Source organism: Pseudoxanthomonas sp. SE1, from assembly GCF_029542205.1.
Lineage (GTDB): Bacteria > Pseudomonadota > Gammaproteobacteria > Xanthomonadales > Xanthomonadaceae > Pseudoxanthomonas_A.
In genome coordinates this window covers 1,881,376-1,895,501 of the sequence record NZ_CP113783.1, presented here as the reverse complement: position 1 = coordinate 1,895,501, position 14,126 = coordinate 1,881,376, and the positions used below count along the sequence as shown (strand labels likewise).

Genomic DNA, 14,126 nt, shown 5'->3' with positions numbered 1-14,126 from the left:
TATCGCGATAGGAAGATATTCATGGATCTGGAAGCCTGGTCGACCCGGCTGAAAGTCTTTGCCGACGCCACCCGTGTGCGCCTGCTGGCGCTGCTGTCGCGCGAGGAACTGACCGTCGCCGAGTTGTCGGCGATCACCCAACTGGCCCAGCCGCGCGTCTCCACCCACCTGGCAAAGCTGAAGGACGCCGGGCTGGTCCGCGACCGTCGCGCGGGCGTGTCGGCCTACTACCGCTTCGACGAAGACAACCTGGACACGGTGCAGTGCGAACTGTGGCGCAGCCTGCGCGACGGCAGCGACGATCCGCTGCTGCGCCAGGACGCCGAGCGCGTGGCCAGCGTGCTCGCCAACCGCGCTTCCGACCAGAACTGGGCCGACAGCGTGGCCGGCGACATGGAGCGCCATTACTCCCCCGGCCGTACCTGGGAGGCGCTTGCCCGCACCGCACTGCCCCTGCTGGAAACCGGCGACGTGCTCGACATCGCCTCGGGGGACGGCGTGCTGGCCGAACTGCTATCGCCGCATGCCAAGCGGTACGTCTGCATCGACACCAGCACGCGCGTGGTGGCTGCCGCCGGAGAACGCCTGCGTCGCTTCCCGAACGTGGAAGTGCGCGAGGGCGACATGCACGCACTGCCGTTCAAGGACGGCAGCTTCGACCTGGTCGTGCTGATGCACGCACTCACCTATTCCGCCAAGCCAGCCCAGGCGGTCGCCGAGGCGGCCCGCGTCCTGCGCCGCGGCGGTCGCCTGCTGCTGAGCAGCCTGGGCAAGCACGAACACAAGTCGGTCGTAGAGGCCTATGGCCACGTCAACCTGGGTTTCACCGAAAAGGAACTGCGCAGGTTCGCCGAGAAGGCGGGGCTGGACATCGCCAACGCCGAAACCGTCACCCGCGAGCGTCGCCCGCCCCATTTCGAAGTCCTGTCGCTGACCGCCGTGAAGTCATGAAGACCCTTCCCTGGTTGAACCCCACTCGCGCCGGCTTGCTGTCGAAGGCGCTGCAGGAACGCATCCTCATCATCGACGGCGCCATGGGCACCATGATCCAGCGCCATGGCCTGCAGGAAGCGGACTACCGCGGCGAGCGTTTCGCCGAGGGCTGCGACACGCAGCACGCGCATGAACATGGCGCCGGCTGCGGCCACGACCTCAAGGGCAACAACGACCTGCTGTTGCTGAGCAAACCCGATGTGATCGCCGGCGTGCACACGGCCTACCTCGAGGCAGGCGCCGACCTGATCGAAACCAACACCTTCAACGCCACCTCGATCAGCCAGGCCGACTACCACCTCGAACACCTGGTCTACGAACTGAACAAGGCGGGGGCGCACGTCGCCCGCCAATGCTGCGACGCCATCGAGGCGACCACGCCGGACAAACCCCGCTTCGTCATCGGCGTGCTGGGGCCGACCAGCCGCACCGCCTCGATCAGTCCCGACGTGAACGATCCCGGCTACCGCAACACCAGCTTCGATGAGCTGCGCGCAACCTACCGCGAAGCCATCGAAGGCCTGATCGATGGCGGCGCCGACACCCTGATGGTGGAAACCATCTTCGATACGCTCAATGCGAAAGCCGCCCTGTACGCCATCGAGGAAGTGTTCGACACGCGTGGCGGGCGCCTGCCGGTGATGATCTCGGGCACCATCACCGACGCCTCCGGCCGTACGCTGTCCGGACAGACTGCGGAAGCTTTCTACGCCTCGGTCGCGCATGGCCGTCCGCTCTCTGTCGGGCTCAACTGCGCACTGGGCGCGAAAGACCTGCGTGAACACGTCGAAACCCTGGCGACCGTCGCCGACGCGTATGTCAGCGCGCACCCCAACGCCGGCCTCCCCAATGCGTTCGGCGAGTACGACGAGACACCGGAGGAAATGGCGGCCACGTTGAAGGAGTTCGCACAGTCCGGCCTGCTCAATCTCGTCGGCGGCTGCTGTGGCACCACGCCGGCCCACATCCGGGCCATCGCCGACGCCGTCGCGGGCGTCGCGCCCCGTCGCCTGCCTGCCCAACTGGAGGCCGCCGCGTGAGCACCCTCGTCCGCCACACCCGCCTGTCCGGCCTTGAGCCGCTGGTCATCACCCCGGACCTGCTGTTCGTCAACGTGGGCGAGCGTACCAACGTCACCGGCAGCGCCCAGTTCCGCAAGCTCATCAAGGAAGAGCGCTACGAGGAAGCGGTCGAGGTCGCGCGCCAGCAGGTCGCCAGCGGCGCCCAGATCCTCGACGTCAACATGGACGAGGGCCTGATCGATTCCGAGAAGGCGATGGCACGCTTCCTCAACCTGATCATGTCCGAGCCGGACATCGCCCGCATTCCGGTGATGGTCGATTCGTCCAAGTGGAGCGTCATCGAAGCGGGCCTGAAGTGCCTCCAGGGCAAGAGCGTGGTCAATTCGATCTCGCTGAAGGAAGGCGAGGAAGCCTTTGTCGAGCATGCCCGCAAGGTGCTGCGCTACGGCGCCGCCGCCGTGGTGATGGCCTTCGACGAAACCGGCCAGGCCGACACCTGCGCGCGCAAGGTGGAAATCTGCACCCGCGCCTACCGGATCCTGACCGAAGAAGTCGGCTTCCCGCCTGAAGACATCATCTTCGACCCCAACATCTTCGCGGTCGCCACCGGCATCGAGGAACACGACAACTACGCCGTCGACTTCATCGAAGCCACCCGGATCATCAAGCAGACGCTGCCGCATTGCCATGTCTCGGGTGGCGTGTCGAACGTATCGTTCTCGTTCCGCGGCAACGAGCCCGTGCGTGCGGCGATCCACTCGGTGTTCCTGTACCACGCCATCCAGGCCGGCATGGACATGGGCATCGTCAATGCGGGCGGCCTGCCTGTGTACGACGACCTCGATGCCGAACTGCGCGAGCGCGTGGAGGACGTGATCCTCAACCGCCGCAAGGATTCGACCGAACGGCTGCTGGAGATCGCCGAGCGCTACAAAGGCAGGAAAGGCGAAGCGCCGGTCGAGAACCTGGCCTGGCGCGAGAAGCCGGTGCGGGAACGCCTGGCGCATGCGCTGGTGCACGGCATCGACGCCTTCGTCGACCAGGACACCGAGGAAGCGCGCGCGCAGGCGGCGCGCCCGCTGGACGTGATCGAAGGCCCGCTGATGGACGGCATGAACGTGGTCGGCGACCTGTTCGGCGCCGGCAAGATGTTCCTGCCGCAGGTGGTGAAGTCCGCCCGCGTGATGAAGAAGGCCGTCGCCTACCTGCTTCCGTACATTGAAGCCGAGAAGCTGCGCACGGGCGACGTGGGCAAGTCCAACGGCAAGATCGTCATGGCCACGGTGAAGGGCGACGTGCACGACATCGGCAAGAACATCGTCGGCGTGGTGCTGGCCTGCAACAACTTCGACGTGGTGGACCTGGGCGTGATGGTGCCCACGCAGAAGATACTGGACACCGCGAAGTCCGAGAACGCCGACCTGATCGGGTTGTCCGGCCTGATCACGCCGTCGCTGGAGGAAATGACCCACGTCGCGCGCGAGATGCAGCGGCAAGGCTTCTCCATGCCCCTGCTGATCGGGGGCGCGACCACCTCCCGCGCGCATACCGCGCTGAAGATCGATCCGCACTACGACGCGCCCACCGTGTGGGTGAAGGATGCTTCGCGTGCCGTAGGCGTGGCGCAATCGCTGATCTCGCGCGACATGCGCGCGGCGTTCGTGGCCGCCAACGATGCCGACTACGCGGAAATCCGCGAGCGCCACCGCAACCGTGGCGATGCGAAACGACTGGTCTCGCTGGAGAAGGCGCGAGGCCAGAAGTTCAACGGTGGTTGGGACGACTATTCACCGCCTGCGCCCAATCAGCCTGGCCTGCATGTCTTCGACGACTATCCGCTCACGGAACTGATCGAGTTCATCGACTGGACGCCTTTCTTCCAGGCGTGGGAGCTTGCCGGCAAGTATCCCGCGATCCTGACCGACGAGGTGGTTGGCGCGCAGGCGAGCGAGCTGTACAAGGATGCGCGGACAATGCTGGGGCGCATCGTTTCCGGGAAATGGTTGACGGCGAAAGCGGTATTCGGCCTGTGGCCGGCCAACAGCGTCGGCGATGACGTCGAACTCCAGCACGAAGGGCGCACCGAGCGCCTGTGTTTCCTGCGCCAGCAAGTGGACAAGCCTGTCGAGCGTCCGGACTTCTGCCTGGCGGACTTCATCGCTCCGAAGGATTCCGGCAGGCAGGACTGGATCGGCGCCTTTGCCGTCACCGCCGGCATCGGCATCGATGAACATGTCGCCCGCTTCGAGGCCGACCACGACGACTACAACGCCATCCTGCTGAAAGCCCTCGCCGACCGGCTTGCCGAAGCCCTCGCCGAGCGGCTGCACCAGCGCGTGCGCAAGGAGTTCTGGGGGTTCGCGTCCGACGAAGCACTGGGCAACGAGGCCTTGATCGCCGAGCAGTACCGCGGAATCCGTCCGGCACCGGGTTATCCCGCCTGCCCCGAACACAGCGAGAAAGCCACCCTGTTCCGCCTGCTGGACGCGCCTGGCAATGCCGGCATGTCCCTGACGGAGAGTTTCGCGATGCTGCCCACGGCGGCTGTGTCCGGGTACTACTTCAGCCACCCGCAGAGCCAGTACTTCGTGGTCGGACGCGTTTCCAAGGAGCAGGCGGCGGACTACGCGAAGCGCAAGGGCGTGGAACTGGCACAGGTGGAACGATGGCTGGCGTCCAACCTGGACTACGACCCGGAGTAAGCGCCATCGCGCGCAGCTGCAAGTTTGCAGCCGGTTGAGGGGCCAGGGCGAACGGAGCGCGATGCGCGCTCCGCTAGAATGTGCATCCCGCCCCTGCCTGCGTCCCTCATGCCACCCTCGCCCGCTGCCGAAGGCCGGACGTCACCCATCGCTGCTCAAGGTGCAGCGACATGAGGAATGCCATGCCGCAGACCGCGTATCCCGCGGTCCGCCTGTCGAGCTTCTACTTCTCGTACTACGCGGTACTGGGCGCATTCACGCCCTACTGGAGCCTGTACCTGGAATCGCGCGGCCTCAGCGTGGCCGCCATCAGTGTGCTGATGAGCCTGTGGTACGCCACACGCATCGTCTCCCCCAGCCTGTGGACCACGCTGGCCGCGCGCTCGTCGAATCCGATCCGCTGGCTCCACCTGGGCTGCGCGCTGGCATTGGGTTGCTTCGCCTTGTTCCTGCTGCCGCTGGAACACGCAGGCCTGTTCACGGTGATGCTGGGCTTCTGCTTCGCCTACAACGCCGTGATGCCGCAGTTCGAATCGATCACCATGTCGCATCTCGGCGCGCGCAGCGACCGCTATGGCCTGATCCGCGTCTGGGGCTCGATCGGTTTCATCCTGGTGGTGTCGCTGTTCGGCTGGCTGATCGATGCGCGCCGGCTGGGCGTGGGTGCATTGCCGTGGTTGATGTTGCCGGTGCTGGTGGCCGTCCTCACATCGGCCTTGTCGAACCGCTATGCGCGCGAGCCGGAGCACCACCCGGTCGATACGCAGGACGGCTTCCGCGCGCGATTGCGAAGGCCGGAGGTGATCGCCTTCTTCGCGGCAGCGTTCCTCACCCAGATCTCGTTCGGCCCGTTCTACACGTTCTTCTCGATCTACCTCTCCGAACACGGCTACACGACCGCGACACAAGGCGTGCTGTGGACGGTCGGCGTACTCGCCGAGATCGGCGTGTTCTTCCTGGCCAGCCGCATCTTCCGCCGCTGGGATGCCAGTCGCGTCCTCATGTTCGCGCTGCTCAGTGCATCGGTGCGTTGGCTGGTCACGGCCCTGTTCCCCGACAACACGCCGGTCATGGTGCTGGCGCAGCTGACGCATGCGCTCAACTTCGGCGCCTTCTTCGCAGCCGCCATGCAGTTGCTGGTGCGCTTCTTCCCGGGCCGCATGAATGGACACGGCCAGGGCGTGTTCTATGGCCTGTCGTCCGGCGTGGGCGGCGTGGTGGGCGCATTGCTGGCAGGCCAGCTGTGGCGCTTCGGGGGCGAGACCGCATTCCTTGCGTCGTCGGTGATCGCGTTGATCGCCGCATTCATCGTCTGGAACTGGCTGGTCCGGCCCGGAACGGCTCCATCGCAGTTGAGCGACGACTGATGGATCCACCTCGGCCTAAGAATCGTGGCGTGCACCCTCCAGGATGCTTGCCCTCTTCAGGAATCGCCCGATCTCGTCTGCCGCCGCCACCGGTGCCAACTGGAACAGGAACTGCGGTGCGTCGATGACGACCTGCTGCGCATTGCGTGCCAGACGAACGATCTCGTGACCCGCCCTTGCTGCTATCAGCCTGTCCCGGCCGGCCTGCAGATGGAGCAGCGGAAGATCCAGCGTGGCGAGTTGACCACGAACGTCCACGCGCAGCGCCGCCAGCGCCCGCTGGCGCAACACCTCGACCGGGATCGCCTCAAGCACGGCATCCAACTCCCTTCGCAATGCCGGTGGCAGGACTCCACCTGCCAGGACCCGCTCCAGCGCGAACATGGGCAATGACATGGCCGGCAATCGATGCAGCACTTCCGCGCAGGCACGGCTGAAAGGGAGCGGCGCACTGACGAAACTCGCCGCCAGCACCACGGCCCTGACATGGCGTGGATTGCGATGAGCGAGCATCACAGCCAGGGGACCAGCAAACGATTCGGCAATCAGCACCGTATCCGTGTGCCACCGCAACGCCGGCTCCAGTGCTTCGACCAGGGCCGCATAACCGCTGAAGCGCCCGCTGTCATAGGCGAGCACCTCGGTATCGTAAGCGCCACGGAATGCATCCAGCAAAGGCGTGTAGAGCCGACCGGTGCCGTCCAGCCCCGGAAGCAGGCAGAGACGGGGACGACGGTCAGCGGGCGTCACCACACCAGGTCGTCGGGTACCTGGTACTGCGGGTCGGCGTAAGGGTCCTGGTCGGCGGATGCGTCCGGATCGACTTTAAGCGCGACGGCGGGCGCGAAGATCGCTTCGGCTTCGGCGAGCACGGCGGCGGTAACTAGCAGGTAGCGGCCGTTCTGCTGCACCACCCCGAGTTCGCCCGCATTGAGCGCCTTCAGTTGCGCTGCGTTGACGTAGATGCGCTTGATCTTGCCGCCATACGGGAAGTGGCGCGCGATGTCGGCTTCCGCATCGTTGAGGCCCTTGTCCTGCAGGAACGCATCGAGCTTCGCCCTCGCCTCGCGGCGCAGGCGTGCTTCCTCCTGCTTCGCGCGCTCTGCTTCGATGCGCTCGTCCTTCTCGCGCTGGGCGCGGATGGCGTAGGCCTTGGCGAGGTCGATGTCTTCCTGGCTGCGCTTGGGCCTGGGCTTGCCTCCACCCTGCGGCGGACGCGGCTTGCCGCCGTGGCTCGGCTTCGGGTGGGCGGCACCCTTGCCGGCCGGCTTCTGTGCATCGCGTCGCTGATCGGGCCGGCGCTCGGGTTTGCGCTCGGGCTTCGGTGCGGGCTTGAAGCCCAGGCCCAGCAACTGGTCGCGGAGTGAATCGGTCATCGGTCTTTCGTGGGAACTGCTGTGTCCCAAGCGTATCAATAATGCGGCGGCGGTGGTTCGTTGGCAGGATCCTCGAACAGCGATGTACGCACCTTTCCGAGTTCCTCCACCATGTGTCGCAGCAGCAGCTCGGTGCGCTGGTTCTCCGCCCGCGCGTCCGCCAGTGCCTCGCTCAGTTCGTTGAGCGCATGCTCCTGGAACGCCAGGCGGGTCTCCATCTCCACCAGGCGGCGTTCAAGCGTGTCGCCCTGCAACGGCAGGTCAGTCTGCATGTAAGGACCTTCCACGTCCGATGCCGTAATACGCGATGCCCATGGCCTCCACCTCGCCCGGCTCGTACAGGTTGCGGCCGTCGAAAATCACCGCATCGCCCAGCGTATCGCGCAGGCGCGCGAAATCCGGGCTGCGGAACTGCTTCCACTCGGTCACGACCACCAGCGCATCCGCACCGTCGACGGCGGCGCGCGCATCATCGCAAAGCACCAGGTCGTCCCGTTCACCGAAGATCCTGGCGGCTTCCCCGCGGGCCTCCGGGTCGTAGGCGCGGACCTTTGCGCCCGCTTCCCACAACTCCGCGAGCAACCTGCAGCTGCTCGCTTCGCGCATGTCGTCGGTATTGGGCTTGAATGCCAGCCCCCACACCGCGAATGTCCTGCCACGGATGCCCTCGTCTTCGCCACGGTCATAGTGGCGCTGGATCAATTCGAACAGATGGGCCTTCTGGCGATGGTTCACCGCTTCCACGGCCTGCAGCAGTTCGGCCTGGTAACCATGCTGCTGCGCGGTGCGCGCCAACGCCTGCACGTCTTTCGGAAAGCAGGAGCCACCGTAGCCGGCGCCAGGGTAGATGAAATGCCAGCCGATACGCGGGTCGGAGCCGATGCCCTGCCGCACATGCTCCACGTCGGCGCCCACGCGTTCAGCGATGTTGGCGATCTCGTTCATGAAGCTGATCTTGGTCGCCAGCATCGCGTTGGCAGCGTATTTGGTCAGTTCGGCAGAGCGCACGTCCATGACGACGATGCGCTCGTGGTTGCGGTTGAACGGCGCGTAGAGGCGACGCAGTTTCTCCACCGCCTGCGGATTGGATGCGCCAATGATGATGCGGTCCGGACGCATGCAGTCATTGACGGCATCGCCTTCCTTGAGGAACTCGGGATTGGAGACGACGTCGAAGGCGATCTCGACGCCACGCGCCGCCAGTTCTGCATCGATCACCGCCCTCACCTTGTCCCCCGTGCCCACCGGCACCGTGGACTTGTTGACCACCGTGCACGGCTGCTGGAGGGTGCGACCGATGGTGCGGGCCACCGCCAGCACGTACTGCAGGTCTGCGCTGCCGTCCTCGCCGGGCGGCGTGCCCACGGCGATGAACACCACATCACCGTGCGCGATGGCCTCTTCGGCGTCCGTGGTGAATCGCAGACGCCCGGCGGCGTGGTTGGCCGTCACCATCGGTGACAGGCCGGGCTCATAGATCGGGACGATGCCGCGGTTGAGACCATCGACCTTCACAGGATCGATGTCCACACAGACCACGTCGTGCCCGACCTCGGCCAGGCATGTGCCTGTCACCAGCCCGACGTAACCGGTACCGAAGATCGCAACGCGCATGAAAACACTTCCTGGCCGGGAGAGCCGCGATTACACCAGCGACTTATTGCAGAACGCCCATCAATTCGACGTCAAAAGTCAGCGTCGCATCCGGGCCGATCTTGCCGCCGGGCGCACCATTCGGACCGTAGGCCAGGTTGGACGGGATCCAGAAGCGGTACTTGGCGCCTACGGGCATCAGGGCCACGCCTTCGGTCCAGCCCGCGATGACCTGGTTCAGGCCGAACTCGGCAGGCTCACCACGCGCGTACGAACTGTCGAAGACCTCGCCGTTGAGCAGCTTGCCTTCGTAGTTCACCCGCACGCGGCTGGTGGACATCGGCCGCTGCCCGTTGCCCTGGCGCAGCACCATGTACTGCAGCCCCGAGGGTGTGGTGACCACACCGGGCTTGCTCTTGTTGGCGGAGAGGAACTTGGCGCCCTCGTCGCGATTGCGCTGCGACGCACCGGCCTGTCGCTTGGTGATGTATGCCTGCATCTCGGCCTGCGCCTGCTCCACGCTCAGCAGAGGCGTGCCGCTCTTGCTGGTCAGCGTGCGCACGGCCTGGGCGAGCACGGCCGTGTCCAGCTCATCCTTGAACGGCATCAGCGAGGGGCCCACCACATAGGTGCCCAGGAACAGGCCGACCTTGGTCTTGTCGACCGCCGGCGGCGTGCTGCCCGGCGGCATGCCGGGGACCGGCTGGCCATCGGCCACCGCCAGGTTCACCCGCAGCAACTGGTCGGTGGCCTGCGCTTCCTGCTCGGAGATCAGCGCGGGCTTGCCGACGAACGTATTGACGATCGCGCGTTCGAACGCAGCCACATCGAGGAACGGCCCCACCGGCTGCAGCGAATTGCCCACGTCCACGCCGATCGCGTAGCTCACCTTGTCGCGCTCGGTGACCAGCGCGGTTTTTTCCTGTGCAGACACGCTGCCTCCCAGCATCGAAAACGAGATTGCCAACAACACGGCTGCGCCGCGGACCGACCGCTTCATCCTTTCTGCTCCTGGAACCTGCGCCACGATGGCGGCGCCAAACCCATATTGTGGCATGCCAGCCACCCGCGAAGGCACTGCATCAACGTGCGGCGCGCGGGGCCTTCAATTCGCGCTCGATCGCTTCCACCACGGCAGGATCTTCAGGCGAGACCTTGCTGGGGAAGTTCGCCACCACACGACCGTCGCGACTGATCAGGTATTTGTGGAAGTTCCAACCAGGCGCGGTACCCGTCGCCTGCGCCAGCGAGCGGTAAAGCGGCGTCGCTTTCTCGCCCGTCACCGCCACTTTCTCGAACATTGGAAACTTCACGCCATAGGTCAGCGTGCAGAACTCCTGGATCTCCTTCTCGCTGCCTGGTTCCTGGCCCCTGAAATCGTTGGAGGGAAAGCCGAGCACCGCGAATCCCTGTCCGGCGTAGCGCTGGTGCAGCGCCTCCAGCCCTTCGTACTGCGGTGTGTAGCCGCATTTGCTGGCCGTGTTCACCACCAGCAGTACCTGGCCCGCATACTTTTCCTTCAGGTTCACGGGCGCCTTTCCGGCCAGTGGGCGGTAGGCGACGTCCAGCAAACCGGCTGCCAGCACGGTCGCGGAGACGCTCACGAGCGCGATAAATTACAGTATTTTCAATGACTTGAGCTTCATGGCAACACCCCACTATTACGAACATGACAAGTATGCCTTCAGTTGGGTGACAAAACCCGGTCACCCCGTTGACGCCCTGTGTTTTGGTGTTATAGTTGAATACAACACCACTCACCCAACTCACGGGGGGATGCCATGAACCAGAAATTGACCCACGCCTTGCCCAGCCTCGCCGTCGGCGGCCTGCTGCTGGCGGTGGGCGCGTTGGCGGCCGTCACCGGCGCACGCACGGCCGAGGTGGATTCCGTCGCGCTGGTGGGTGCACTGGAATCCGAAGCCCTCGAGATCGCAGGCGATGACGGCAAGCCCGAAGCCCGGCAGCACAAGCGCCGCGCCCGGGCATCGCTGGCCATGCCCTATTTCTCCTTTGGCCAATCGCTGCGTCCGAGGAGCTGAGCCATGACATCCATCCAATGGAGCGACGGCGCTCCCATCTACCGCCAGCTGAAGGATCGCGTGATCGCGATGATGCTGGACGGCATCCTGAAGCCGGGCGATGCACTGCCCTCGGTCCGCCAGGTCGCCGCCGAGTACCAGCTGAACCCGATCACCGTCTCCCGCGCCTACCAGGAACTGGCTGACGAAGCCCTGGTGGAGAAGCGCCGCGGCCTGGGCATGTTCGTCACCGACGAAGCGTCCAAGAAGCTGCGCGGCAGCGAGCGCGAGCGGTTCCTGACCGAGGAATGGCCGGCCGTCGCCGAACGCATCGAGCGCCTGGGCCTGTCCATCGAAGATCTGCTGCAATCCAAGGGGAACAAGTGATGAATGCCGCAATCGCCAACGCCGTGGTGTCGGCCCACGGCCTGCGCAAGGCCTACAGGAACAAGCTTGCGCTGGACAACACCAGCTTCGAGATCGAAGCGGGCAAGATCATCGGCCTGATCGGTCCCAACGGGGCCGGCAAGACCACCGCGCTCAAGGCCATCCTGGGCCTGACGCCTTTCGAAGGTCAGCTGAAGGTGCTGGGCCTGGATCCACGCAAGGATCGCGACGAGTTGATGAAGGATGTCTGCTTCATTGCCGACGTGGCGGTGCTGCCGCGCTGGATGAAGGTCAAGGAAGCGATCGATTTCGTCGCCGGTGTCCACCCGCGTTTCGACCGGGCCAAGTGCGAACGCTTCATCGCCAATACCCAGTTGAAGCCCAACCTGCGCGTGCGCGAAATGTCCAAGGGCATGATCGTGCAGCTGCACCTGGCGCTGGTGATGGCCATTGACGCAAAGCTGCTGGTGCTGGACGAGCCCACGCTGGGCCTGGACATCCTGTACCGCAAGCAGTTCTACCAGCGCCTGCTGGAGGACTACTTCGACGAGCAGAAGACGATCATCGTCACCACCCACCAGGTGGAGGAGATCGAACACATCCTCACCGATGTCATGTTCATCCGCGACGGCAGGATCGTGCTGACGTCGCAGATGGAGGAGGTGGCCGAGCGCTACACCGAAGTACTGGTCAGCGGCGAGGCGGTCGACCAGGCCCGCGCCCTGAAACCCATCGACGAGCGCGCCCTGCCCTTCGGCAAGACCGTGCTGCTGTTCGACGGCGTCCCGAAAGGACATCTCGCCGCCCTTGGCGAAACCCGTACCCCTGGCCTGGCCGACCTGTTCGTCGCCATCATGAAAGGAACCTACGCATGAACGCCGTGACATCGACATTGGGTAAGTCCTCCAAGCCCGGCGCGTTCACGTGGTTGCTGAAGCGCGAGTTCTGGGAAAACCGTGGCGGCTTCTTCTGGGCCCCGGTGATCACGGGCGGCATCTTCGTAGTGTTGAACCTGATCCTGGCCGTCATTGGCAGCATCGCCGCACGCGGCCAGATGAACGGCGGCGGCTTCAGCGTCGAGGAGGCGCCGGAGAAGGCCCACCAGATCGTCGGTGGCATCGGCGACGGCATGCTGTTGGGCGGCGTGATCCTGGCCTGCGTGGTCCTGGCCTTCGTGGTCTTCTTCTACGCCTTGGGCACGCTGTACGACGACCGCCGCGACCGCAGCGTGCTGTTCTGGAAGTCCTTGCCGATCTCCGACACGCACATGGTGCTGTCCAAGCTGGCATGGGCACTGCTGCTGGCACCGTTGCTGGCGGTGGGCGTGGGCATCCTGATCGGCGTGGCGATGTGGCTGATCTCGGCGCTGACCATTTCGATCAACGGCCTGCCGGCTGGCGGCGCAGTGTTCACCCACTCGCATCCGCTGCGCATCATCGGCGGCGTGCTGGCTTCGTTGCCCGTCTACATGTTCTGGGCGCTGCCGGCGGTGGGCTGGCTGATGTTCTGCTCGGCCTGGTCGCGCAGCAAGCCATTCCTCTGGGCGGTGCTGGTGCCGGTGCTGGCGTGCGTCATCATCAGCATGACCGACATCCTGCCGGGCCTGGAGGTCCGCCACGATCTGATCTGGTACACCGTGGTCTATCGCGGGCTGGCGAGCGTGATCCCGGGCGCTTGGTTCCCCACCCTGCCGGGCGGCGCCGCCAATCCGCATGCCGACTTCAACTCGCCGGACGAACTGGCCAATGCCATCGACCTGACCCGCAGCTGGCACGCCTTCGCCACGGCCGACCTCTGGATCGGTGCGGTGATCGGTGTCGCGCTCATCATCGGTGCCATCTACCTGCGTCGCTGGCGCGAAAGCGAATAAGCCTCCCCGGGGCGGCGCCCCCGCCGCCGCCCGCTTTGATCCGACACGACAAGGGACATCCCATGCGCAAGAACGCTCTACTGGTCCGCAGCGCCTCCATCGCCGCCGTCCTGCTGCTGGCGGCCTGCCAACCGGCACAGGACAAGCAGGACAATGCACCCACGGGCATCGCCGCTGAAGCGATGGGCGAAGTGGCCAAGGGCCTGGGCGAAGCCAGCCAGGAAATGGAAAAGGCCCGCGAGGAAATAGCCACCGCGCGCGAACGCCTGGCTCGAGAGAATCTGTCGCTCAACCGCAACGAAAACGAATCCCTGCCCAAGGCCGAGATAACCCCGGCGGGCGACCTGTTGATCGAAGGCAAGGCGGTCGCGACCACGCCGGAACAGAAGGCGCTGGTGCTGGCCTATCGCGGCGAGTTGCTGGGCGTGGTCGGCGATGGCATGGCCATCGGCATGGAAGGTGCCCGCGTGGGCATCGATGCTGCGGCCTCGGCCTTGAAGGGCGTACTGGCCGGCCAGTCAGGCGACGAGATCGGCCAGCAGGTCGGCGAACAGGCCAAGGCGAAGATCAAGCCCATGGTGGCGCAGCTGTGCACACGCCTGCCGGGACTGCTCGACGCGCAGCAGGCGCTGGCTGCCGCACTGCCCGAGTTCAAGCCTTACGCGGGCATGGACCAGTCCGACGTGGATGACTGCGGCGATGCCAACGGTGACGGCAACTGGAGCTTCTGAGTTTCTGCCGTCGACCGCATCGCGCACAGCACGCAATCCCCGAGGGTTCCGCGAGTGACGCGCG

Annotated in this window: 15 protein-coding genes; 9 read left to right on the top strand and 6 right to left on the bottom strand. The window is 65.3% G+C overall.

Annotated features, from left to right (window positions below; all coding sequences use genetic code 11):
• Window positions 1-21: 21 nt before the first annotated feature.
• From OY559_RS09000 to OY559_RS08985, 4 genes are all read left to right on the top strand, one after another.
• Entirely contained in the window at window positions 22-951 is a 930-nt protein-coding gene (locus OY559_RS09000; RefSeq protein WP_277729722.1) for a metalloregulator ArsR/SmtB family transcription factor, read from the top strand.
• The gene (locus OY559_RS08995) at window positions 948-2,033 is read left to right on the top strand and encodes a homocysteine S-methyltransferase family protein (protein ID WP_277729721.1); all 1,086 of its coding nucleotides are present in this window, start codon (window positions 948-950) and stop codon (window positions 2,031-2,033) included. Before OY559_RS09000 ends, OY559_RS08995 begins: the two co-directional genes overlap by 4 nt.
• Window positions 2,030-4,717: a methionine synthase gene (metH, locus tag OY559_RS08990; protein WP_277729720.1), complete on the top strand. Its 2,688-nt coding sequence runs from the start codon at window positions 2,030-2,032 to the stop codon at window positions 4,715-4,717. The genes OY559_RS08995 and metH overlap by 4 nt, the downstream gene beginning before the upstream one ends.
• 182 nt (window positions 4,718-4,899) lie before the next feature.
• The gene (locus tag OY559_RS08985) at window positions 4,900-6,084 is read left to right on the top strand and encodes an MFS transporter (RefSeq protein ID WP_277729719.1); all 1,185 of its coding nucleotides are present in this window, start codon (window positions 4,900-4,902) and stop codon (window positions 6,082-6,084) included.
• Between the two features lie 15 nt (window positions 6,085-6,099).
• Here OY559_RS08985 and OY559_RS08980 read toward each other — a convergent pair whose 3' ends face one another.
• From OY559_RS08980 to OY559_RS08955, 6 genes are all read right to left on the bottom strand, one after another.
• Entirely contained in the window at window positions 6,100-6,834 is a 735-nt protein-coding gene (locus OY559_RS08980) for an alpha/beta fold hydrolase (protein ID WP_277729718.1), read from the bottom strand.
• Window positions 6,831-7,460 (bottom strand): DUF2058 domain-containing protein, encoded by a 630-nt coding sequence (locus tag OY559_RS08975; protein ID WP_277729717.1) that lies wholly within the window; start codon window positions 7,458-7,460, stop codon window positions 6,831-6,833. The genes OY559_RS08980 and OY559_RS08975 overlap by 4 nt, the downstream gene beginning before the upstream one ends.
• Before the next feature lie 35 nt (window positions 7,461-7,495).
• Window positions 7,496-7,732, bottom strand: coding sequence for a SlyX family protein (locus OY559_RS08970; protein WP_277729716.1), 237 nt, complete (start codon window positions 7,730-7,732; stop codon window positions 7,496-7,498).
• Window positions 7,722-9,074: a UDP-glucose dehydrogenase family protein gene (locus OY559_RS08965; RefSeq protein ID WP_277729715.1), complete on the bottom strand. Its 1,353-nt coding sequence runs from the start codon at window positions 9,072-9,074 to the stop codon at window positions 7,722-7,724. Before OY559_RS08965 ends, OY559_RS08970 begins: the two co-directional genes overlap by 11 nt.
• 43 nt (window positions 9,075-9,117) lie before the next feature.
• Entirely contained in the window at window positions 9,118-10,053 is a 936-nt protein-coding gene (locus OY559_RS08960) for an FKBP-type peptidyl-prolyl cis-trans isomerase (RefSeq protein WP_277729714.1), read from the bottom strand.
• A gap of 82 nt (window positions 10,054-10,135) precedes the next feature.
• The gene (locus tag OY559_RS08955; protein WP_277729960.1) at window positions 10,136-10,666 is read right to left on the bottom strand and encodes a glutathione peroxidase; all 531 of its coding nucleotides are present in this window, start codon (window positions 10,664-10,666) and stop codon (window positions 10,136-10,138) included.
• Window positions 10,667-10,834: 168 nt separating this feature from the next.
• Between OY559_RS08955 and OY559_RS08950 the strand changes: the two genes are divergently transcribed.
• The 5 genes from OY559_RS08950 (at window position 10,835) to OY559_RS08930 (ending at window position 14,062) form a co-directional block, all read left to right on the top strand.
• Window positions 10,835-11,095, top strand: coding sequence for a hypothetical protein (locus tag OY559_RS08950; protein WP_277729713.1), 261 nt, complete (start codon window positions 10,835-10,837; stop codon window positions 11,093-11,095).
• Window positions 11,096-11,098: 3 nt separating this feature from the next.
• Window positions 11,099-11,461: a GntR family transcriptional regulator gene (locus tag OY559_RS08945; RefSeq protein WP_162108810.1), complete on the top strand. Its 363-nt coding sequence runs from the start codon at window positions 11,099-11,101 to the stop codon at window positions 11,459-11,461.
• On the top strand, window positions 11,461-12,336 hold the full coding sequence (locus OY559_RS08940) for an ABC transporter ATP-binding protein (RefSeq protein WP_277729712.1): 876 nt from the start codon (window positions 11,461-11,463) through the stop codon (window positions 12,334-12,336). Before OY559_RS08945 ends, OY559_RS08940 begins: the two co-directional genes overlap by 1 nt.
• Window positions 12,333-13,331, top strand: a complete 999-nt coding sequence (locus tag OY559_RS08935) for an ABC transporter permease (RefSeq protein ID WP_277729711.1) — start codon at window positions 12,333-12,335, stop codon at window positions 13,329-13,331. The genes OY559_RS08940 and OY559_RS08935 overlap by 4 nt, the downstream gene beginning before the upstream one ends.
• Before the next feature lie 62 nt (window positions 13,332-13,393).
• Window positions 13,394-14,062 carry a YggN family protein gene (locus tag OY559_RS08930; protein WP_277729710.1) on the top strand — a complete coding sequence of 223 codons (669 nt, stop codon included), beginning with the start codon at window positions 13,394-13,396 and terminating at the stop codon, window positions 14,060-14,062.
• Window positions 14,063-14,126 lie beyond the last annotated feature (64 nt).